Annotated in this window: 18 protein-coding genes and 1 riboswitch; of the genes, 9 read left to right on the top strand and 9 right to left on the bottom strand. The window is 70.2% G+C overall.

The window, feature by feature from the left end; all coding sequences use genetic code 11:
* Window positions 1-12: 12 nt before the first annotated feature.
* Window positions 13-465 carry a hypothetical protein gene (locus ACH499_RS27215; RefSeq protein WP_399018975.1) on the bottom strand — a complete coding sequence of 151 codons (453 nt, stop codon included), beginning with the start codon at window positions 463-465 and terminating at the stop codon, window positions 13-15.
* A gap of 135 nt (window positions 466-600) precedes the next feature.
* Between ACH499_RS27215 and ACH499_RS27210 the strand changes: the two genes are divergently transcribed.
* Both ACH499_RS27210 and ACH499_RS27205 read left to right on the top strand, forming a co-directional pair.
* Window positions 601-1,569 (top strand): diacylglycerol kinase family protein, encoded by a 969-nt coding sequence (locus ACH499_RS27210; protein WP_356201804.1) that lies wholly within the window; start codon window positions 601-603, stop codon window positions 1,567-1,569.
* 318 nt (window positions 1,570-1,887) lie between these two features.
* Window positions 1,888-2,145, top strand: coding sequence for a WhiB family transcriptional regulator (locus ACH499_RS27205; protein ID WP_003973730.1), 258 nt, complete (start codon window positions 1,888-1,890; stop codon window positions 2,143-2,145).
* 177 nt (window positions 2,146-2,322) lie between these two features.
* Here ACH499_RS27205 and ACH499_RS27200 read toward each other — a convergent pair whose 3' ends face one another.
* Complete coding sequence (locus tag ACH499_RS27200) at window positions 2,323-3,789, bottom strand: PAS domain-containing sensor histidine kinase (RefSeq protein ID WP_356201854.1); 1,467 nt, start codon at window positions 3,787-3,789, stop codon at window positions 2,323-2,325.
* 594 nt (window positions 3,790-4,383) lie between these two features.
* Between ACH499_RS27200 and nagB the strand changes: the two genes are divergently transcribed.
* Window positions 4,384-5,169, top strand: coding sequence for a glucosamine-6-phosphate deaminase (nagB, locus tag ACH499_RS27195; protein WP_356201806.1), 786 nt, complete (start codon window positions 4,384-4,386; stop codon window positions 5,167-5,169).
* 89 nt (window positions 5,170-5,258) lie between these two features.
* On the opposite strand, the gene ACH499_RS27190 is transcribed toward nagB, so the two are convergent.
* From ACH499_RS27190 to ACH499_RS27175, 4 genes are all read right to left on the bottom strand, one after another.
* On the bottom strand, window positions 5,259-6,752 hold the full coding sequence (locus ACH499_RS27190; protein WP_399018973.1) for a glycoside hydrolase family 3 protein: 1,494 nt from the start codon (window positions 6,750-6,752) through the stop codon (window positions 5,259-5,261).
* A gap of 9 nt (window positions 6,753-6,761) precedes the next feature.
* A complete protein-coding gene (locus tag ACH499_RS27185; protein ID WP_399018971.1) occupies window positions 6,762-7,592 on the bottom strand; it encodes a carbohydrate ABC transporter permease in 831 nt (276 codons plus the stop codon).
* Window positions 7,589-8,575 carry a sugar ABC transporter permease gene (locus ACH499_RS27180; RefSeq protein ID WP_356201810.1) on the bottom strand — a complete coding sequence of 329 codons (987 nt, stop codon included), beginning with the start codon at window positions 8,573-8,575 and terminating at the stop codon, window positions 7,589-7,591. The genes ACH499_RS27185 and ACH499_RS27180 overlap by 4 nt, the downstream gene beginning before the upstream one ends.
* Before the next feature lie 88 nt (window positions 8,576-8,663).
* Complete coding sequence (locus tag ACH499_RS27175; RefSeq protein WP_399018969.1) at window positions 8,664-9,941, bottom strand: extracellular solute-binding protein; 1,278 nt, start codon at window positions 9,939-9,941, stop codon at window positions 8,664-8,666.
* A 453-nt stretch (window positions 9,942-10,394) separates the two neighbouring features.
* On the opposite strand from ACH499_RS27175, the gene ACH499_RS27170 reads away from it, so the two are divergent.
* The 6 genes from ACH499_RS27170 to ACH499_RS27145 all read left to right on the top strand — a co-directional run bounded on the left by ACH499_RS27170 (window position 10,395) and on the right by ACH499_RS27145 (window position 17,488).
* A complete protein-coding gene (locus ACH499_RS27170) occupies window positions 10,395-11,159 on the top strand; it encodes a GntR family transcriptional regulator (RefSeq protein ID WP_239762586.1) in 765 nt (254 codons plus the stop codon).
* Window positions 11,160-11,296: 137 nt separating this feature from the next.
* Complete coding sequence (locus tag ACH499_RS27165) at window positions 11,297-11,554, top strand: DUF3311 domain-containing protein (RefSeq protein ID WP_356201813.1); 258 nt, start codon at window positions 11,297-11,299, stop codon at window positions 11,552-11,554.
* Complete coding sequence (gene mctP / locus ACH499_RS27160; protein WP_356201814.1) at window positions 11,551-13,179, top strand: monocarboxylate uptake permease MctP; 1,629 nt, start codon at window positions 11,551-11,553, stop codon at window positions 13,177-13,179. The genes ACH499_RS27165 and mctP overlap by 4 nt, the downstream gene beginning before the upstream one ends.
* A gap of 98 nt (window positions 13,180-13,277) precedes the next feature.
* Window positions 13,278-13,781 carry a GNAT family N-acetyltransferase gene (locus ACH499_RS27155; protein WP_399018965.1) on the top strand — a complete coding sequence of 168 codons (504 nt, stop codon included), beginning with the start codon at window positions 13,278-13,280 and terminating at the stop codon, window positions 13,779-13,781.
* A 77-nt stretch (window positions 13,782-13,858) separates the two neighbouring features.
* A riboswitch (cobalamin riboswitch) is annotated at window positions 13,859-13,951 on the top strand.
* Between the two features lie 145 nt (window positions 13,952-14,096).
* Entirely contained in the window at window positions 14,097-16,481 is a 2,385-nt protein-coding gene (locus ACH499_RS27150) for a ribonucleoside-diphosphate reductase subunit alpha (protein WP_399018963.1), read from the top strand.
* A complete protein-coding gene (locus ACH499_RS27145; protein WP_356201820.1) occupies window positions 16,481-17,488 on the top strand; it encodes a ribonucleotide-diphosphate reductase subunit beta in 1,008 nt (335 codons plus the stop codon). The genes ACH499_RS27150 and ACH499_RS27145 overlap by 1 nt, the downstream gene beginning before the upstream one ends.
* 59 nt (window positions 17,489-17,547) lie before the next feature.
* Here ACH499_RS27145 and ACH499_RS27140 read toward each other — a convergent pair whose 3' ends face one another.
* The 3 genes from ACH499_RS27140 to def form a co-directional block, all read right to left on the bottom strand.
* Entirely contained in the window at window positions 17,548-18,924 is a 1,377-nt protein-coding gene (locus ACH499_RS27140) for a cytochrome P450 (protein WP_399018960.1), read from the bottom strand.
* Complete coding sequence (cyc1, locus tag ACH499_RS27135; RefSeq protein ID WP_399018958.1) at window positions 18,921-20,006, bottom strand: epi-isozizaene synthase; 1,086 nt, start codon at window positions 20,004-20,006, stop codon at window positions 18,921-18,923. The genes ACH499_RS27140 and cyc1 overlap by 4 nt, the downstream gene beginning before the upstream one ends.
* Before the next feature lie 291 nt (window positions 20,007-20,297).
* Window positions 20,298-20,948, bottom strand: a complete 651-nt coding sequence (gene def / locus ACH499_RS27130) for a peptide deformylase (RefSeq protein ID WP_356201826.1) — start codon at window positions 20,946-20,948, stop codon at window positions 20,298-20,300.
* Window positions 20,949-20,973: the final 25 nt, after the last annotated feature.

The raw sequence follows: 20,973 nt of genomic DNA, 5'->3' as shown, positions 1-20,973 counted from the left end.
CCGGCCCCGCGGCTACTTCTCGGCGCGGCCGGGTCCCCGGATGCCGAGGGCGCGGGTCGTCGTGGGATTGACCAGCAGGACCAGCGCCGTGACGGACACGACGGCGAGCACGATGCCGGCCGGGATGGCCACGCTGTCGGCCTGGAGCAGGTTGTAGGCCACCGGCAGCGCCATGATCTGCGTGATCACGGCGGGTCCCCGGCTCCAGCCGCGCCGGGCGAGCAGCCCGCGGGCGGCGAGCAGCGGCAGCAGGGCGAGGACGATCAGGGTGACGCCGCCGGTGACGGCCGAGGTCCGGTCGTCGGGATGCCCCGTGAGCCCCTCCACGAGCATCCAGGCTCCGCCGACGACGAGCGCCAGCCCCTCCAGCGCGGCGAGCGCGGCCGCGGCCGTCAGACGGCCGGGACGCGGGCCCGCCTCTTCGGCGGCTTCGGCTTCGGGGGTGGGGGTCTGCTCACTGCTCACCCCTGAAGGGTAGCCGTCGGGCCACCGGCGCCCGCGCCGAGGCCCGCGGGCCGGGCCCGCGCCGCACGGCCGGACCCTTACCCGTTCCCTACCTCGGTCTGGGCCGGGTACCGCCCAGTAGGTACCCTGCACAGCATGCGTGCACTTCTCGTGGTCAATCCGGCGGCAACCACCACGAGCGCGCGCACGCGCGACGTGCTGATCCATGCGCTCGCGAGCGAGATGAAGCTCGAGGCGGTCACCACGGAGTACCGGGGCCACGCGCGCGACCTCGGCCGGCAGGCGGCGCTGAGCGACGACATCGAGCTGGTGGTGGCCCTCGGTGGCGACGGCACGGTGAACGAGGTCGTCAACGGCCTGCTGCACGCCGGGCCCGACCCGGAGCACCTGCCCGGTCTCGCGGTGGTACCCGGCGGTTCCACCAACGTCTTCGCCCGCGCCCTGGGCCTGCCCAACCACGCGGTGGAGGCCACCGGCGCCCTGCTGGACGCGCTGCGCGAGGGCAGTGAGCGGACGGTCGGCCTGGGGCTGGCCTCCGGCACGCCGGGCTCGGAGGACGAGGCGGTGCCGGCCCGCTGGTTCACCTTCAACGCCGGTCTGGGCTTCGACGCCGGAGTGGTCGGCCGGGTCGAGCAGCACCGCGAGCAGGGCAAGAAGTCCACCCACGCCCTCTACGTCCGCCAGGTGGTGCGCCAGCTCTTCGGGGAGCCGCACCGCCGCAGCGGCACCATCACGCTGGAGCGCGCCGGCGAGGACCCGGTCACCGATCTGGTGCTCTCCATAGTCTCGAACACGTGCCCGTGGACGTTCCTCGGCAACCGGCCGATCTACGCGTCGCCCGAGGCGTCGTTCGACACCGGGCTCGACGTGTTCGGACTCAGCCGGCTGTCCACGGCCGCGGTTGCCCGGTATGGCACCCAGTTGCTCACTTCGTCCCCCGAGCGCGGACCTCGCGGCAGGCACGCGGTCTCCCTGCACGATCTGAGTGACTTCACCTTGCATTCGAAGGTGCCCCTGCCCCTCCAGATGGACGGTGACCACCTGGGGCTGCGGACGAGCGTGACGTTCACAGGCGTACGCCGTGCACTGCGTGTGATTGTGTGAGCAGAACCGGCAAAAGTCCTTTCACTCGAACGTTTAGGCCAGGGTCCACCCCATAGAAGTACGGCTGTGACCTAGTCGACACCGAAGAATCAAAAAAAACTTTCCGGAAGGGGTTGTATCCGCCGCCGAGGTTTGCGAGTCTCTTCATGGCGATCGGGACGGCCCGCAACACCGGCCTCCACAGATCACCGGAACCCCTCTTCAATCCAAGGACCACACCAGGGAACCTGGCGGTAGGCCCTTCCCTTGTTGAGGGATTCGTGAAAGCGTTCACATTCACAAGCACCCTGCACGTAATACCAAGGAGAGGTAGCAGCCATGGACTGGCGTCACCGCGCCGTTTGCCGCGAGGAAGACCCCGAGCTCTTCTTCCCCATCGGCAACACCGGTCCCGCGCTGCTGCAGATCGAGGAAGCCAAGGCCGTCTGCCGTCGCTGCCCTGTCATGGAGCAGTGCCTGCAGTGGGCGCTCGAGTCCGGTCAGGACTCCGGCGTCTGGGGTGGTCTCAGCGAGGACGAGCGCCGCGCGATGAAGCGCCGTGCCGCCCGCAACCGGGCCCGTCAGGCCTCCGCCTGACCAGCCACCCCTACTGACAGCCTCAGCTTGGCGGCGCGTACAGCGCGTACGCAACTCCCGCCCCCGAGCCGCAGCGCGCAGTACCCCCCGATGCTCCCCCGCATCACATGAGCACTGGCCTCGGACCTTCACGGGTCCGAGGCTTTTTGCTGTCCGCCCGCGGCTCCGTGTGCCGTGCTACTTGTGCGCCGGCACCGGGATGTCGAGGATCACCCGGGTGCCGCCCTCCGGAGCCGGGATCATGTCGAAGGTGCCGCCGAGCTCACCCTCCACCAGGGTCCGGACGATCTGAAGACCGAGGTTGCCCGAGCTGTGCGGGTCGAAGTCCTCGGGCAGGCCGACGCCGTCGTCCTGGACGGTGACCAGCAGGCGGGACTCCCTCGTCGTGCCGCCGCGGACCGCGGAGACCTCGACCGTGCCGGTGTCGCCCTCGCGAAAGCCGTGCTCCAGCGCGTTCTGCAGCACCTCGGTGAGCACCATCGACAGCGGCGTGGCCACCTCGGCGTCCAGGATGCCGAAACGGCCGGTGCGCCTGCCGGTCACCTTGCCCGGCGAGATCTCGGCGACCATGGCCAGGACGCGGTCGGCGATCTCGTCGAACTCCACGCGCTCGTCCAGGTTGTGGGACAGCGTCTCGTGGACGATGGCGATGGACCCGACCCGGCGCACGGCCTCCTCCAGCGCCTCGCGGCCCCGTTCGGACTCGATGCGCCGGGCCTGGAGCCTCAGCAGGGCGGCCACGGTCTGGAGGTTGTTCTTCACCCGGTGGTGGATCTCCCGGATGGTGGCGTCCTTGGTGATCAACTCGCGTTCGCGGCGGCGCAGTTCCGTGACGTCGCGCAGCAGCACCAGTGAACCGATGCGCGTGCCCTTCGGCTTGAGCGGGATGGCGCGGAACTGGATCACCCCGTCGTGCGCCTCGATCTCGAACTCGCGCGGTGCCCAGCCGCTGGCCACCTTGGCGAGTGCCTCGTCCACCGGGCCCCGTGAGGGGGCGAGTTCGGCGGTGGTCCGGCCGAGGTGGTGGCCGACCAGGTCGGCGGCGAGGCCGAGGCGGTGGTAGGCCGACAGGGCGTTGGGGGACGCGTACTGCACGATGCCGTCCCCGTCGACGCGGATCAGACCGTCACCGACGCGGGGCGAGGCGTCCATGTCGACCTGCTGGTTCTCGAACGGGAAGGCACCCGCGGCGATCATCTGCGCGAGGTCCGAGGCGCTCTGCAGGTAGGTGAGCTCCAGGCGGCTCGGGGTGCGCACGGTGAGCAGGTTGGTGTTGCGGGCGATGACACCGAGGACGCGTCCCTGGCGCCGTACCGGGATGGACTCGACGCGGACGGGGACCTCCTCGCGCCACTCCGGGTCGCCCTCGCGCACGATGCGGCCCTCGTCCAGGGCGATGTCCAGCATGGGGCGCCGGCCGCGCGGGACGAGGTGGCCGACCATGTCGTCCTGGTACGAGGTCGGGCCGGTGTTGGGGCGCATCTGGGCGACGGAGACGTACCGGGTGCCGTCCAGGGTGGGGACCCACAGGACCAGGTCGGCGAAGGAGAGGTCGGAGAGGAGCTGCCACTCCGAGACCAGCAGGTGGAGCCACTCGAGGTCGGAGTCGTCGAGGGCGGTGTGCTGGCGTACGAGTTCGTTCATGGAGGGCACGTGGCCGAGCGTACCTGGCGGTACGGACACCGATCGAAATCGGCCGGATTCCGCCGCTGCCCGGGCCCGGAGACACCCGCGGGCCGCGGCGCCTGGGAGGGACCCTCAACCCTCCCGGCACCGCAGCCCGGAGCAACATCGGCCGTGGGGTGTGCGGTCCCGGTCGGCCGAAGGATGAGGAGCCGGGGCAGTCAGGGCAGAGAGCACCGGTTCCTCGGTCCGCCCTCCTGTGCGGGGAAGGCGGAAGTCTGACGTCCCTCGCGTGTGTGTCATGTCGCGGGGTCCCACTGGCCATTGTGGACTAGACCACTAGCCGTGTCCATGCGGTGGACGGTCTTTGTTCGTGCCGTGTTCCGCCGCTCGCCCCGTGCGCGGGCGGTCTGCAGAAGCCTAACCCTGTCGGCCCACCAGCGGGGCCGGACCGCCGGGGCATTTTCCGGGCGCTCCCCGGAGAAGCCGCTCTTCCGTTCGCCGGTCCGGCCGCCAGTTCGCCCCGCCCGGACGGCCCTCCTCTGTTAGATTGGTCTAAACCACACGCAGTCCCGGGCACCGGGTGAGTCCCTCTCTTCGAAACGGCAGGCCAGCGTGGAAGTTGTCATCGTTCCCGACGCCAAGGCGGGCGGCGAGCTCATCGCCGAGGCCATGGCGCAGCTCCTGCGGCGCAAGCCCGACGCCCTGCTCGGGGTCGCCACAGGCTCGACGCCGCTGCCCGTCTACGAGGCGCTGGCGGCCCGGGTGCGTTCGGGCGCCGTGGACGCCTCGCGGGCGCGGATCGCCCAGCTCGACGAGTACGTGGGGCTGCCCGCGGAGCACCCGGAGTCGTACCGTTCCGTGCTGCGGCGCGAGGTGCTGGAGCCCCTGGGCGTCCCGATGGAGGCGTTCATGGGCCCCGACGGCACGGCGGAGGACGTCCAGGCGGCGTGCGAGGCCTACGACCGCGCGCTCGGCGAGGCGGGCGGGGTGGACCTCCAGCTCCTGGGCATCGGGACGGACGGGCACATCGGCTTCAACGAGCCCTGCTCCTCGCTCGCCTCGCGGACCCGCATCAAGACGCTGACCGAGCAGACCCGCGTCGACAACGCGCGGTTCTTCGACGGTGAGATCGAGCAGGTGCCGCACCACGTGATCACGCAGGGCATCGGCACCATCCTGGAGGCCCGCCACCTGGTGCTGCTGGCCACGGGCGAGGGCAAGGCGGACGCGGTGGCCGCGACCGTCGAGGGCCCCGTCGCGGCCGTGTGCCCGGCCTCCGCTCTGCAGCTCCACCCGCACGCCACGGTCGTCGTCGACGAGGCCGCCGCGGGCAAGCTGAAGCTCGCCGGCTACTTCCGGCACACCTACGCCCACAAGCCGGACTGGCAGGGCATCTGACCGACGGTCCGCGCCCCGCGTACCCGGCACGACGAAGGCGCCGCACCCCCGGCCGGGGGTGCGGCGCCTTCGTCGTGCCGCCGTACGGCTCAGCCGCCCGTGAGGGCCTCCGCCGCCGCCCGGCCGCAGACGCGGGCCGCGCCGTGGGTGGCCAGGTGCAGGGCGCCACGGGGCTCGGCCCCGGGGACGCCCATCTCGACCACGACGGTGTCCGGGCGGGCCGCCAGCAGGGCGTCCAGCGCCGCCGCCATCCAGGGGTGGCGGTGCTCGTCGCGGACGACGGCCACGATGCGGCGCGGTCCCGCGGCGGCCAGCACCTCGTTCCCGGCGTCCGCTCCCGCGAAGCTGCCGGTCTCGGTGCCGGGGAGCAGTCGGGACAGCTCGGCGGCGACGCCCCAGGGGGTCTCGTCGCCGACCGCGATGTTGGCGACCGGCGTGAGCGCGGCGACGAACGGCGGTGCCGTCAGGGCGGTGAAGCCCTCGCCGCCGGTGACGCGCAGGGCGCGGCGGGCGGCGCGCAGGCCCACCTCCTCGTTCCCGGCGGACGCCGCTCGGGCCGCGCCGGAGCGGGCGGCCGCCGTCCAACGGGCCAGGGCGCGGACGCGCTCCGCCGCGTCGGCCAGGCGTTCCTCGGGCAGGTCGCCGGTGCGGACGGCCTCGACCAGGGCGTCGCACAGCCGGCGCACGGTCTCCTCGTCGGCGAGGCCCCCGCCCACGCAGATCGCGTCGGCGCCGGCCGCGACGGCCAGGACGCTGCCGCGCTCGATGCCGTAGGTGTCCGCGATGGCCCGCATCTCCATGCCGTCGGTGACGATCAGGCCGTCGTAGCCCAGTTCACCGCGGAGCAGGTCGGTGAGGATGCGGCGGGACAACGTTGCCGGAAGGCGCGGATCCAGGGCGGGGACCAGGATGTGGGCGCTCATCACCGCGCGGCTGCCGGCGGCGATGGCGGCGCGGAAGGGCACCAGGTCGCGCTCGGCCAGCACCGAGGCGTCCACGTCGATGCGGGGCATGGCGTGGTGGGAGTCCACGGCGGTGTCTCCGTGGCCCGGGAAGTGCTTGGTGCAGGCGGCCACGCCCGCCGACTGGAGACCGATGACGTAGGCGGCGGTGTGGCGGGCGACCAGGTCGGTGCCGGCGCCGAAGGAGCGCACCCCTATGACCGGGTTGTCCGGGTTGGAGTTCACGTCGGCGGACGGGGCCCAGTTGAGGTTCACCCCGCAGGCGGCGAGGCGGCGGCCGAGCTCCGCGGCGACCTGCCGGGTGAGCCCGGTGTCGTCCACCGCGCCGAGGGCCAGGTTGCCGGGGAAGGAGGAGCCGGTGCGCACCTCGAGCCGGGTGACGTCGCCGCCCTCCTCGTCGATGGCGACCAGCACGTCCTCGCGTTCGGCGCGGAGCTGGGCGGTGAGGGCGGCCAGTTGCCCGGGCGAGGCGATGTTGCGCCCGAACAGGCCGACGGAGGCCAGCCCCTCGCCGAGGCGGCGCAGCAGCCAGTCGGGGGCGGTGGTGCCCGTGAAGCCGGGCTGGAGGACGGTCAGGGCGTCGCGGGTGAGTGTGTCGGTACCGCTGGCGATGGTCGTCATCGGATGGCGTTATCCCTTCACGGCGCCGGCGGTCAGGCCGCTGACGGCCTTGCGCTGCAGATAGACGAAGAGGATCAGGATCGGGACGGCGAAGAGCGACGAGGCGGCCATGGTCGCACCCCAGTTGTCGCCGAACACGGTCTGGAAGCTGGTCAGCCACAGCGGCAGGGTCTGGGACTCGGCCTCCTTGTTGACGACCAGGACGAGGGGGAGCTCGTTCCACGCGGTGATGAAGCCGAACATCGAGGTGGACATCAGGCCCGGGGCGAGCAGCGGCAGGATGACGCGGCGGAAGGCCTGGGCCCGGGTGCAGCCGTCGACCATCGCGGACTCCTCCAGCTCCCTCGGCACGGCGGCGACGAAGCCGCGCAGCGTCAGGACGGTGAAGGGCAGGATCATCATCATGTAGAAGAGGGTGAGCGGTACGAGGCTGTTCAGCATCGAGGCGTCGCGCACGATCATGTAGATGGCGATGACCATGACTTCCCAGGGCGCCATCTGGGCGAGCATGAAGCCGATGACGAAGCCGCGCCGCCCCTTGAACCGCATCCGCGCCAGGGCGAAGGCTCCGGCCAGCGCAATGATCAGCGAGAAGACGACCGCGCAGACGGTGACGACGAACGAGTTGGCGACGTAGGTCCAGAAGTGGTCGGCGTCGACCGCGGTCCTGAAGTGCTCGAAGGTGATGTCGGTCGGGAACCAGACCGGGTCCTCCGAGATGATGTCGTTGGCCGGCTTGAAGGCCGTCGCGAACATCCAGTAGACGGGGAAGACGAGGCCGATGAACAGGACGACGGCCGTGACGTTGGGCCACAGGCGGCCGAAGAGCGAGCGCTTCACAGCTCGTCCTCCTCTTGCTTGAGCACGATCCTGAGGTAGTAGGCGGTCAGACCGAGCAGGATCAGGATGGTCAGGACCGCGATCGCCGCGCCCATGCCGTAGTGCTGGTTGCCGACGCCCTCGATGTAGGCGTAGACGGGCAGGATCTCGGTGAGGCGGTCGGGGCCGCCTCCGTTGAACGTGTAGACCTGGACGAACGCCTTGAAGATCCAGATGACTTCCAGGAAGGTCGTCGCGTAGAGGAACGGGCGCAGGAACGGCAGGGTGACCGAGGTGAAGCTGCGCCAGACGCCGGCTCCGTCGAGGGCGGCCGCCTCGTACAGCTCGCCGGGGATGGTGGTGGTCGCCGCGTACAGGTTGATGGCGACGAACGGGACGGACATCCAGACGATCAGCACGGTGACGACGAAGAACGTCGACATCTGGCTGCCGGTCCAGCTGTAGTCGGCCATGGAGTGCCAGCCGAGCTTGTCCAGGACCCAGTTGACGACGCCGAAGCGCTGGGCGAAGAGCCACTGGTAGACGGTGGTCGCGGCGACGACCGGCATGGCCCACGCCAGCACCAGGCCGAGCATCAGCAGGAACCGCATGGCCCTGCCGAGGCGTGCGAGCAGCAGGCCGATCAGGCCGCCCACCACCATGGTGAGGACGACGTTGACCGCGGTGAAGACGATCGAGCGGAGGGTGACCCGCCAGAAGTCCTCGCCGGTGAGGACCTCCTTGTAGTTGTCGAAGCCCGTCCACTCGGTGACGTGCTGGATGAGCTGCGCCATGTTGAGGTTCTGGAAGGACAGCAGGGCGTCCTTCACCAGCGGCCAGCCGAGCAGCAGCACGGTGGCCGCGCAGGCGGGCAGCAGCAACAGGTACGGGACGAGCGCGCCGGCGCGTGACGCGGCTCTCGGTTTCGCCCGGCCGGTGTCCCCGCCGCCCGCCTTGCGGACGTCCGACGGGCCTCGGGGCGGCCGTTCGGTCTGCACGGTCATGCTCGCGGTCTCTCTCTTCTCGACCTGCTCAACTCGACGCCGGGGCGGGGGCCGTCGTCTGCCTGCCCCCGCCCCGGCTCACCCGGTGTTACTGCTGCTGCGCCAGGCGCTTGTTGAACTCGCCCTCGACCTGCTTGGCGGCCTCGGCGGGGGACTTGCCCTTCAGCACGGCCGTCAGATAGGTCTTGATCGGGTTGGGGTCGTTCTCGACCGCGGCCCACTCCGGGATCAGCGGCGTGGTGTCACCGCCGGCGGCGGCCGGCGCGGCGGCCTCGGCGGCGGCGTTGCCCTGGAGGTTGCCCTGCAGCGACTCCTTGTTCGGGATGACGCCGTTGGCCTTGGCCAGCTCGCCCTCGAACTTGTCGGACAGCGCGATCTTCAGGAACTCCTTGGCCAGCTCCTGCTTCTTGCTGCCCGCGGCGACGGCCAGGTTGGAGCCGCCGAGGAAGACGCCCTCGGGCTTGTCGGCCGTGGCGCCCGGGATGGTGAAGTAGCCGAGGTCCTTCTCGATCGCCGGGTTGGTGGTGATCGCCGTGGCGCCCTCCCAGCCCATGCCGATGATGGCGCCGGTCTTGCCCTTGGCGAAGATCTCGCCCTGCTGCGGGGTGGCCTCGTCCTTGTCCTTGGGTGCCTTGGAGAGGGCCTGGAACTTCTTGTAGGTCTCGGTGGCGGCGGCGACCTTCGGGTCGGCGAGGTTGGAGACGTACTTGTCGCCGTCCTTCTTGACCAGTTCGGCGCCCTCACCGATGGCCAGGCCCACGAAGTGGTACCAGTTCTGGCCGGGCATGTAGATCGGCTCGGCGTCGGTCTTCTCGCCGATGGTCTTGAGGGCGTTGTAGAACTCGTCGCGGGTCTTGGGCGTGTCCTTGATGCCCGCGTCCGCCCAGATCTTCTTGTTGTAGATGACCACGCGGTTGACCACGAACCACGGGGCCGCGTACTGCTTGCCGTCGAAGACCGCGGACTTGTTCAGGGACTCGGACCAGTCGCCGCCGATCTCGCTCTTGAGGTCGGCCAGGTCGGCCAGGCCGCCGGTCTTGGCGTAGGCCGGGGTCTGGGTGTTGCCGATCTCGAAGACGTCGGGCGGGTTCTCCTCGGACAGAGCGGTGGTCAGCTTCTGCTGGATACCGTTCCACTTCTGGATCTCGAACTTGACCTTCGCCTTGGTCTTCGCCTCGAACTCCTTGGCGAGGTCCGCCTGCCACTGGTCGGGCGAGGAACCGTCCATCACCCACACGGTCAGCGTCTGGCCGGCGTAGCCGTCCGCCCCGGCCTTCTTGCCGTCGTCGCCGTCGTCGCCCCCGCACGCCGCGACCGAGACCATCATGCCCGCGATACCGATCGCGGCTATCAGCTTGCGCTTCACGCCACCCTCCTCAGGGATGCCACAAAACCCCCCTGCCTCCCCGCGGTTGCTCGTCGACGCGGACCGCCCATGGGGCCGGGACCTGGACCAATGGTGTAGACCAGTAGGGGGAGCTTGGCCCAGACCAATTGGGCTGTCAAGGGTCTTCAAGCACCCTCCGGGCGTCCGTGATGCGACCGAGATATGCAGGGACCTTTCATTGCGCAAGCGACACTTCGGACGGACCGGGGCCGGGTGTACCACTGCCGCCCGGCGGGGCGCCGGGACCTGCCGCGCGAGCCGTACCAGAGACCCCGGACGCCATGGTGGACTAGACCAACGGGGGCCACGGAGGTATACAGAAGGGATCACGGAGCGTGCGGGGCCCTCCCGGCACCAACCCGTGCCACGATGTGAGCCGTGGCCGATAGCGGATGTCGGTCGCTTCGGCACCCGGAGCCGGGAAGGCAGAGCATGAGCACCGACGTCAGCAGTGCGGAGAACGAGGGTGGGGCGACCGTCCGTACCGCGCGCGTGCCCAAGTACTACCGACTGAAGAAGCACCTGCTCGACATGACCCGGACGCAGGCGCCGGGCACCCCGGTCCCGCCCGAGCGCACCCTGGCCGCGGAGTTCGACACCTCGCGCACGACCGTGCGCCAGGCCCTTCAGGAGCTGGTCGTCGAGGGGCGCCTGGAGCGCATCCAGGGCAAGGGCACCTTCGTCGCCAAGCCCAAGGTGTCGCAGGCGCTGCAACTCACCTCGTACACCGAGGACATGCGGGCGCAGGGCCTCGAACCCACCTCCCAGCTCCTGGACATCGGCTACATCACCGCCGACGAACGCCTCGCCGGACTGCTGGACATCACGGCCGGCGGGCGGGTGCTGCGCATCGAGCGGCTGCGCATGGCCAACGGCGAGCCGATGGCGATCGAGACCACGCACCTGTCGGCGAAGCGCTTCCCGGCACTGCGCAGGTCGCTGGTGAAGTACACGTCCCTCTACACGGCACTCGCCGAGGTGTACGACGTCCATCTGGCCGAGGCCGAGGAGACCATCGAGACCTCGCTGGCCACCCCGCGCGAGGCGGGGCTGCTCGGCACCGACGTCGGCCTGCCGATGCTGATGCTCTCCCGGCACTCGCTGGACCGGACGGGCCAGCCGGTGGAGTGGGTGCGCTCGGTCTACCGCGGCGACCGCTACAAGTTCGTGGCCCGCCTCAAGCGGCCCCAGGACTAGGCACACCCCTCCCCGGGCCACCCGGCACACCGCGTACGGCGACCGAAGTGTGAACGAGGTCTTCCGCTGTCCTGACACCGTCACCTACATTTTCGTGCGCACCGCACCAGGTGATCAGCGAGGGACGGAGTCACCGCATGTCGCAAGCCCCGGAAACCAGCAGAGGGCCGACGGTGACGCCGGCACGCGTCGTCATCGCCCTCTGCCTCGCCGCACCGTTCGTCGCCATGCTGTGGGTCGGCTCGTACGCCAAGACGGACCCGACGCTCATCGGCATCCCGTTCTTCTACTGGTACCAGATGGCGTGGGTGCTGATCTCCACCGCGCTGACGGTCGTCGCGTACAAGCTGTGGCAGCGTGACCAGCGCGCCCGCCGGGAAGGCGGCTCGAAGTGAACGACGGCGTCAACGGCGTCGCACTCGCCGTCTTCATCTTCTTCTTCGTGCTCGTCACGGCCATGGGCTTCCTGGCCGCGCGCTGGCGCAAGGCCGAGAACGAGCACAGCCTCGACGAATGGGGCCTCGGCGGCCGCTCGTTCGGCACCTGGGTCACCTGGTTCCTGCTGGGCGGCGACCTGTACACCGCGTACACCTTCGTGGCCGTCCCGGCGGCGATCTACGCGGCGGGCGCGGCCGGCTTCTTCGCCGTGCCGTACACGATCCTGGTCTATCCGCTGATCTTCACCTTCCTGCCCCGCCTGTGGTCGGTCTCCCACAAGCACGGCTACGTGACGACCTCGGACTTCGTGCGCGGCCGGTTCGGCTCCAAGGGCCTGTCGCTGGCGGTCGCCGTCACCGGCATCCTGGCCACGATGCCGTACATCGCGCTCCAGCTCGTCGGCATCCAGGCCGTGCTGGACGTGATGGGCGTCGGCGGCGGGGAGGACACCAACTGGTTCGTCAAGGACCTGCCCCTGCTGATCGCCTTCGGCGTGCTGGCGGCGTACACCTACTCGTCGGGGCTGCGCGCGCCCGCGCTGATCGCGTTCGTGAAGGACACGCTGATCTACATCGTGATCGCGGTGGCGATCATCTACATCCCGATCAAGCTGGGCGGCTTCGACGACATCTTCGCCAAGGCCGGCGAGGCGTTCGGCCAGACCAACGAGGCGACCGGCAAGCCGCGCGGCGCGCTGGCGCCGGGAGAGGCGGGCCAGTGGACGTACGCCACGCTGGCGCTGGGCTCGGCGCTGGCGCTGTTCATGTACCCGCACTCGATCACCGCGACGCTGTCCTCCCGCAGCCGTGAGGTGATCCGCCGCAACACCACGATCCTGCCGCTGTACTCGCTGATGCTCGGCCTGCTCGCGCTGCTGGGCTTCATGGCGATCGCGGCCGGCGTGAAGGTGAGCAACGGCCAGCTCGCCATCCCCCAGTTGTTCGAGGACATGTTCCCGGCCTGGTTCGCGGGCGTGGCCTTCGCGGCCATCGGGATCGGCGCCCTGGTCCCGGCGGCGATCATGTCGATCGCGGCCGCGAACCTGTTCACCCGCAACATCTACAAGGACTTCATCAAGCCGGACGCCACGCCCGAGCAGGAGACCAAGGTCTCCAAGCTGGTGTCGCTCCTGGTGAAGGTGGGCGCGCTGGTCTTCGTGCTCGGCATGGACAAGACGGTGGCGATCAACTTCCAGCTCCTGGGCGGCATCTGGATCCTGCAGACCTTCCCGGCCCTGGTGGGCGGCCTGTTCACGCGCTGGTTCCACCGCTGGGCGCTGCTCGGCGGCTGGGCGGTCGGCATGGTCTACGGCACGGCCGCCGCGTACGGGGTCGCCTCGCCGACGCAGAAGCACTTCGGCGGTTCGGCCAAGGAGATCCCGGGCATCGGGGAGATCGGCTACATCGGTCTCACCGCCTTCGTGCTGAACGTCCTGGTCACCGTGGCGCTGACCTTCGTCCTGAGGGCCGTCAAGGCACCCGACGGCGTCGACGAGACCAAGCCGGAGGACTACACGGCGGACGCGGGCGACCCGGGCGTCCAGGTCGAGCTGCCCCCGGCCACGGCGGGCTCCTCGCACTGAGGCAGTTCCCCGGGGCCTGTCCGTCGGGCCCCGGGAGACCACCGCGGCGGGCCGCCCTCGTGATGCGCGAGGGCGGCCCGTTGCCGTACACAGTCCCCATGGACCTCGAGATCCGCACCGCACTCCCCTCCGACCACACCGCCCTCGGCGACATCACCGCCGACGCCTACCTGCACGACGGCCTCCTCGACTTCGGCGAGAGCGACGCCTACCTCGGCGAACTGCGCGACGTGGCCAAGCGGGCCGCCGCCGAGGTCCTGGTCGCCACCGCGGACGGCCGCGTCCTGGGCGGCGTGACCTTCGTGCCGTCCGGCGGCCCCATGGCCGACATCGCCCGGCCCGGCGAGGCCGAGATACGCATGCTCGCCGTCGCCCGCGAGGGGCGCGGACGCGGTGTGGGCGAGGCCCTCGTGCGGTCCTGCGTCGACCGTGCCCGGGCCGTCGAGGGCTGCGAACGCGTCGTGCTGTCGACCCAGCGCACGATGCGCACCGCCCACCGGCTCTACGAACGCCTGGGCTTCGTCCGCACGCCCGAGCGCGACTGGAACCCGCTGCCGGAGCTGGACGACATCATGCTGCTCACCTACAGCCTGACACTCTGACAGCTTCACGGCACAACATCTGGGGGTGCTCGCGCGGCCCGGCACAAGATGTATGCTCATGCTCGCTGTCGCCGCAGGGGAATCCGGTGGGAATCCGGAACTGTCCCGCAACGGTGTACTTGTGCGTGTTCGCGTGTCCGCGTGAGCGCACGGGCTTCAGTCCGAGGACCTGCCGACAGTGCGCCCGGCCGTCCCGGTCCGGGCGCCATGACGTCCGGGCCTCGCGGAATGGGCCGGTGGACGCGACGCCGCGTGCGCTCGTGAGCTGCCCCTGCCCCTCGCAAGGCCCCGTGCCGAGCGAGGGAGTGCCCCCACGTGACCATCGCGCCAGCCGACCCGGCCGCTGCGAACCCGGTGACGGCTTCGACCGCCGCAGCGCCCGGGCCGGCCGAGGAGCCCGACGGCCCCGGTGCCGCCCTGCTGCGGACCCTGACCGAGCTGACCGCCGGCCTGCCGGACGCCGACCCCGGCCGGGTCGCCGCCGCCGCCCTGCGCGGCCGGTCCGCGCGCGCCGACGAGGCCGAGCTGCGGGAGCTGGCCACGGAGGCCGCGGCCGGACTGATCTCCGAGGACCCGGCCTACTCCCGCCTCGCCGCCCGGCTGCTGACCCTGAGCATCCGCGCCGAGGCCGCCTCCCAGGGCGTCACCCGCTTCACGGAGTCCGTCGCCACCGGTCACCGCGAGGGCCTGATCGCCGACCGCACGGCCGCGTTCGTCCGGCTGCACGCGGACCGCCTGGACGCGCTGATCGACCCGGACGCCGACGACCGCTTCGGCTACTTCGGCCTGCGCACGGTCCACAGCCGCTACCTGCTGCGGCACCCGATCACCCGCAGGGCCGTCGAGACGCCCCAGCACTTCCTGCTGCGCGTCGCCTGCGGGCTCGCCGAGGACGACACCGACCGGGCCGTGGACGAAGTCGCCGCGCTCTACGGGCTGATGAGCCGCCTGGACTACCTGCCCTCCTCCCCCACCCTCTTCAACTCCGGCACCCGGCACGCCCAGATGTCGTCCTGCTACCTCCTCGACTCCCCCAAGGACGAGCTGGACTCCCTCTACGACCGCCTGCACCAGGTCGCCCGCCTGTCCAAGCACGCCGGCGGCATCGGCATCGCCTACTCCCGCGTCCGCGCCCGGGGTTCGCTGATCCGCGGCACCAACGGGCACTCCAACGGCATCGTCCCGTTCCTCAAGACGCTGGACGCCTCGGTGGCCGCGGTGAACCAGGGCGGCAGGCGCAAGGGCGCGGCGGCGGTCTACCTGGAGACCTGGCACGCGGACATCGAGGAGTTCCTGGAGCTGCGGGACAACACGGGCGAGGACGCCCGCCGCACGCACAACCTCAACCTGGCGCACTGGATCCCGGACGAGTTCATGCGCCGGGTGGACGCCGACGGGCCCTGGTCGCTGTTCTCGCCCTCGGACGTGCCGGAGCTGGTGGACCTGTGGGGCGCGGAGTTCGACGCCGCCTACCGCGCGGCCGAGGCGAAGGGCCTGGCCAGGAAGACCCTCCCCGCCCGTGAGCTGTACGGCCGCATGATGCGCACCCTCGCGCAGACCGGCAACGGCTGGATGACCTTCAAGGACGCGGCCAACCGCACCGCCAACCAGACCGCCGAGCCGGGCAACGTCGTCCACTCCTCCAACCTCTGCACGGAGATCCTGGAGGTCACGGACGACGGGGAGACGGCGGTCTGCAACCTGGGCTCGGTCAACCTGGGCGCCTTCGTGACCGGCGGGGACATCGACTGGGAGCGGCTGGACGCCACCGTTCGCACCGCCGTCACCTTCCTCGACCGCGTCGTCGACATCAACTTCTACCCGACCGAGCAGGCGGGCCGGTCCAACGCCCGCTGGCGTCCGGTCGGCCTCGGCGCGATGGGCCTCCAGGACGTCTTCTTCCAGCTCCGGCTGCCCTTCGACTCGCCGCAGGCGAAGGCACTGTCCACCCGCATCGCCGAGCGGATCATGCTCGCCGCGTACGAGACCTCCGCCGACCTCGCCGAGCGCGACGGCCCGCTGCCGGCCTGGGAGAAGACCCGTACCGCCCGGGGTGTGCTGCACCCCGACCACTACGGCGTGGAGCCGGTCTGGCCGGAGCGGTGGGCGGCGCTGCGGACGCGCATCGCGTCGAGCGGCCTGCGCAACTCCCTGTTGCTCGCCATCGCGCCGACCGCCACGATCGCGTCCATCGCGGGCGCGTACGAGTGCATCGAGCCGCAGGTGTCCAACCTGTTCAAGCGCGAGACGCTGTCCGGGGAGTTCCTCCAGGTCAACTCGTACCTGGTGGCCGACCTCAAGCGGCTCGGCGTCTGGGACGCCCGTACCCGTGAGGCGCTGCGCGAGGCGAACGGCTCGGTGCAGGGCTTCGCCTGGATCCCCGAGGACGTGCGCGCGCTGTACCGCACCGCCTGGGAGATCCCGCAGCGCGCCCTGATCGACATGGCCGCCGCCCGCACCCCGTACCTCGACCAGGCCCAGTCGCTGAACCTGTTCCTGGAGACGCCGACCATCGGAAAGCTCTCCTCGATGTACGCCTACGCCTGGAAGCAGGGCCTGAAGACCACGTACTACCTGCGCTCCCGTCCGGCGACCCGCATCGCCCGCGCCGCCGGCCGGGCCGCCGCCCCCGTGCAGGCCGACCCCGAGGCGGTCGCCTGCTCCCTGGAGAACCCCGAGTCCTGCGAGGCCTGCCAGTAATGACCAGCAAGAACCTGCTCGACCCCGGCTTCGAGCTGACCCTGCGCCCGATGCGCTACCCCGACTTCTACGAGCGCTACCGGGACGCCATCAAGAACACCTGGCACGTGGAGGAGGTCGACCTCCACTCGGACGTCGCGGACCTGGCCAGGCTGAGCCCCGAGGAGCAGCACCTGATCGGCCGGCTGGTGGCCTTCTTCGCCACCGGCGACTCGATCGTCGCCAACAACCTGGTGCTGACCCTCTACAAGCACATCAACTCCCCCGAGGCGCGGCTGTACCTGAGCCGTCAGCTCTTCGAGGAGGCGGTACACGTCCAGTTCTACCTGACGCTGCTGGACACCTATCTGCCCGACCCGGACGACCGCGCCGCCGCCTTCGCGGCCGTGGAGAACATCCCGTCGATCCGCGAGAAGGCCGAGTTCTGCTTCAGGTGGATGGACTCGGTCGAGTCGATCGACCGACTGGAGACCAAGGCCGACCGCCGCCGCTTCCTGCTCAACCTGATCTGCTTCGCCGCGTGCATCGAGGGCCTGTTCTTCTACGGCGCGTTCGCCTACGTCTACTGGTTCCGCAGCCGGGGCCTGCTGCACGGCCTGGCCACCGGCACCAACTGGGTGTTCCGCGACGAGACCATGCACATGTCCTTCGCGTTCGACGTGGTCGACACCGTCCGCAAGGAGGAGCCCGACCTCTTCGACGACCGGCTCCGCGAGCAGGTCACCGACATGCTGCGGGAGGCCGTCGAGGCCGAGCTCCAGTTCGCGCGCGACCTGTGCGGCGACGGCCTTCCGGGCATGAACACCGACTCGATGCGGCAGTACCTGGAGTGCGTGGCCGACCAGCGGCTGACGCGCCTCGGATTCGCCCCGGTGTACGGCTCCGAGAACCCCTTCTCCTTCATGGAGCTGCAGGGGGTCCAGGAGCTGACCAACTTCTTCGAGCGGCGCCCGTCGGCGTACCAGGTGGCGGTGGAGGGCACCGTCGACCTGGACGAGGACTTCTGAGTCCCGCCCCTCGGCCCGGCGAGGTGCCCACCCGGACGGGGCGGCACCTCGCCGGGAGGTCACCGCGCCACGGGCCTGACCAGCAGGCCGTGCGGACGCAGGGTGATGCCCACGTGGACGGCGTCGTTCGAGCCGGCCACCTGCTCGAAGCGGTACTTGGCGGCGAGCGCGGCCGTGATCAGCGTGAGCTGCGCCATCGAGAAGTGGTCACTGGGGCACTTGCGATTGCCGACGCTGAACGGCCGCATGGCGTATTTCGGCAGTTCCGTCACGCGTTCCGGGAGCCATCGGTCGGGGTCGAAGTCCAGGTGACGGGCGTATGACTTCGGATCGCGCTGGATTGCGTACGGACTGTAGATGATGTCCGCCCCGGCCGGAATGCGGTAGCCACCGAGTTCGGTCTCCACCACGGCGCGGCGGGTCAATACCCACACGGCCGGACGCAAACGCATCGCCTCCACGATGACATTGCCGGTGTGCGTGAGCTTGCGAACGTCCTCGAATGCCACGGGGCGTCCGCCGGTGACCTCTTCGACTTCGTCGCGTATGCGGTCGGCATGTTCCGGGTGTTCGGCAAGTGCCTGCAGCAACCACATGATCGTGGAAGCGATGGTTTCACTTCCGGGGGTGAGTATCGCGACGAGCTGGTCGTGGATCTCCTGTTCCCCGATCGGGTCGCCATTGTCGTCCTTCGCCTCCAGCAGAGCCGTCAGCAAATCGTCCGGCCTCTTACCGGATGCGCGGCGTTCGGCGATGATCTCGTCGACCAGCAGGTGCAAGTCGGCCAGCGCGTTGTTGAATTCGCGATTGGCCGGCAGCGGCAGCCGGTACAGCGGGCCGAGCGGGACGACCATCCGGCGGTACATCCCCCGGAAGACGGTGGCGAGGGATCCGCACAGCCGCTCGGCGCGCTCGTCCATGTACTGGCCGCGCAGCAGGCAGCGGGCGGCGACGCGCACGGCGACGCGGAACGCCTCGGAGGTGACGTCGACGGTCCGCCCCGGCTGCCAGCGCTCGGTGAGGGCGTGCGCCTCCTCCTCCATGATCGGCCCGTAGGCGGGGATCGCGTCGAGCTTGAAGGCGGGCTGGATGGTGCGCCGCTGGCGCCGGTGCAGCGCCCCGTTGGCGGTCGCCACGCCCTCCTTGCCGAGCAGGCCCTCCAGCGACTCCCACAGCGGACCGGCGATGTGGTAGTCGGGGCTCAGCGCGAGGGCGCCGGTGAGCGCCGGGGTGGTGACCGCGTACACGGTCTTGGGGCCGATCCTGATGCGGACGACGTCGCCGTGGTCGCGGAGCTGGGCCATGAAGGTCAGCGGGTCGCGCGCCAGCTTCCAGCCGTGGCCGAGGAGCGGTACTCCGCCGCCGGCCACGGGCGGCTCGCGCAGCTCCGGTGCCTGATCGGTCCGGATATCGGGGTTGACGGACTCGACGGTCATTTCTCACCTGCCGCTTCGTTGTCGACGTACGGGGGCGTGGACCGGTCGTCCCAGCTCTCGACCATGTACCGGCCCGACTCGTGGTGGAACCAGTAGACGGAACTGAACCAGTTCCGCATATTGCCGACATTGGCCCGCACGGCGCCGCTCAGTTCCTTTCCGCGCACGGTCCCGTCGGCGAGCGCGTCGGCGAACCGCAATACGTCCTGTTCGACGGCGAGGAATTCCGTGATGCATTCCTCGACTCTTCGCCGGACTTCCGCCGTCGCTTCCTCCAGGCTCAGACCGCGGTGGGTGATGAGACTGATGCCGAGATTGTGGACCTCATCCCCCGCTATTTCCTTCGGAAGTGAGCAGAGGTCGTTGTACCAGGCGGCGAATTCCTGGCTCAGCAGGGCCGCCCGCCGATATGCGGGGTGTTTTCGCACGGCGTCCGGCAGTTCGCAACCGGCGCTCGGCTCCAGCAGGTCGGTCCAGATCCAGTGCGCGAAGGTGAGCCGGCGCAGCTCCAGATACTCCTCGACGCCGGGCACGATTGTGTGGGTGCGGTTGTGGAATTCCCGGTCGTACGCGTCGATCACCGCGTGGAAGTGCCGGGCGAACCGGGCGTTCCAGGTGGGCGACAGGAAGGCGTACAGCCGCAGCACGCTGTCGGCGAGCCCGGCGACCAGCGGGTCCTCGTGGTGCAGGTGGTCCGCGGGTGCGTCCAGCGCCGTGTGCAGCCGCTCCCGCAGCCGCCGCCAGGCGGCGGCCCGGCCGTGGACGACGTCGCGGTCGTGACGGTCGTCCCAGACGAAGAACCACGCGCTGTAGTCGGCTATCGCCTGCAGGACCGCGTCGGGCGCGCCGAGGTAGTACCCCGCCATCAGGTCCGTGTAGCACAGGCCATCGGCATGTTCCTCGACCTTGTCCGCGGGCATGAGCCGTTTTTCGAGCAGCCAGGTCCGGGTCTTCTCCTGGAGCTTCGGCCAATAGGGGTGGAGTCGCCGGGGAAATTCCGTCTCGATCACCGGCAGTGAGAGCTGCGGTGGAACTGCGGTCGCGGTCGGTGTCGCTGTGGTGCCGTGTGAGAAAGCATGCACGAACAAACCCCTCTCAGCCGCCGGTGGCGCACACCCCTCGCTGAGCGGGGCGTGCGCCGTTGCGTATCCCCGCTCATCCATTCAGCACCACAACTGACCGTCCTGGGAACGGATTTGCTTCATTCACCACCCCACCGTGCCGGAATTCTCCTGTTGTGTGGCGGCTTTGGATCTCGGGCGGGGGCGGGGCGGGGAAGGGGGGAACCCACGGCGGACAGACGAACGGCGCCCGCCCGGGTGTGACCCGAACGGGCGCCGTGCGCCCGGGACTTGTGCGGCCGCCCCCCGCGGTCAGTCGTTCGCGACCACGGGGTAGCGCGGCTCGTTCTCGGCCATCTGCCGCAGCGCGTCCTTGCGCTCGCGCTTGGAGAGCCGGTCGATGTAGAGGTACCCGTACAGGTGGTCGGTCTCGTGCTGGAGGCAGCGCGCGAAGTAACCGGTGCCGCGCACCTTGATCGGGTTGCCCTTCTCGTCCTGCCCCGTCACCTCGGCGTAGTCGGGGCGGGCGAGCGGCGCGTAGGCGGTCGGCACGGACAGGCAGCCCTCGTTGCTGTCGTCGAGGCGGCGCCGGTCGGCGGGCAGTTCGACGAGCTTCGGGTTGCAGACCACGCCGACGTGGCGGACGCCCTCGTCGTCGGGGCAGTCGTAGACGAAGACCTTCTTGTCGACGCCGATCTGGTTGGCGGCGAGGCCGACGCCCTCGGCGGTGCGCTGGCTGGCGAACATGTCCGCGACCAGCTCCTGGAGCTCGTCGCCGAAGTCGGTGACGTCCTGGCACTCCTTGTGCAGCACCGGGTTGCCGACCACCGTGATCGGGCGCGAGGTCCCGCGCTCACGCCAGGCCGTCTCGCGCTCCTCGCAGTCCTCGGTGTCGACGACGAAGCCCTCGTCGTCCACGGGGAGCACGCCCGCGTGCTGCTGATCGGTGTCCTGCTGCGCCATGACCGACGTATGCCTTCCTCAGTGA

The organism is Streptomyces sp. NPDC018947, assembly GCF_044390505.1.
Taxonomy (GTDB): Bacteria; Actinomycetota; Actinomycetes; order Streptomycetales; family Streptomycetaceae; genus Streptomyces.
The sequence above is the reverse complement of the archived record's forward strand: the minus strand, read 5'-3'. Positions and strand labels throughout refer to the sequence as shown.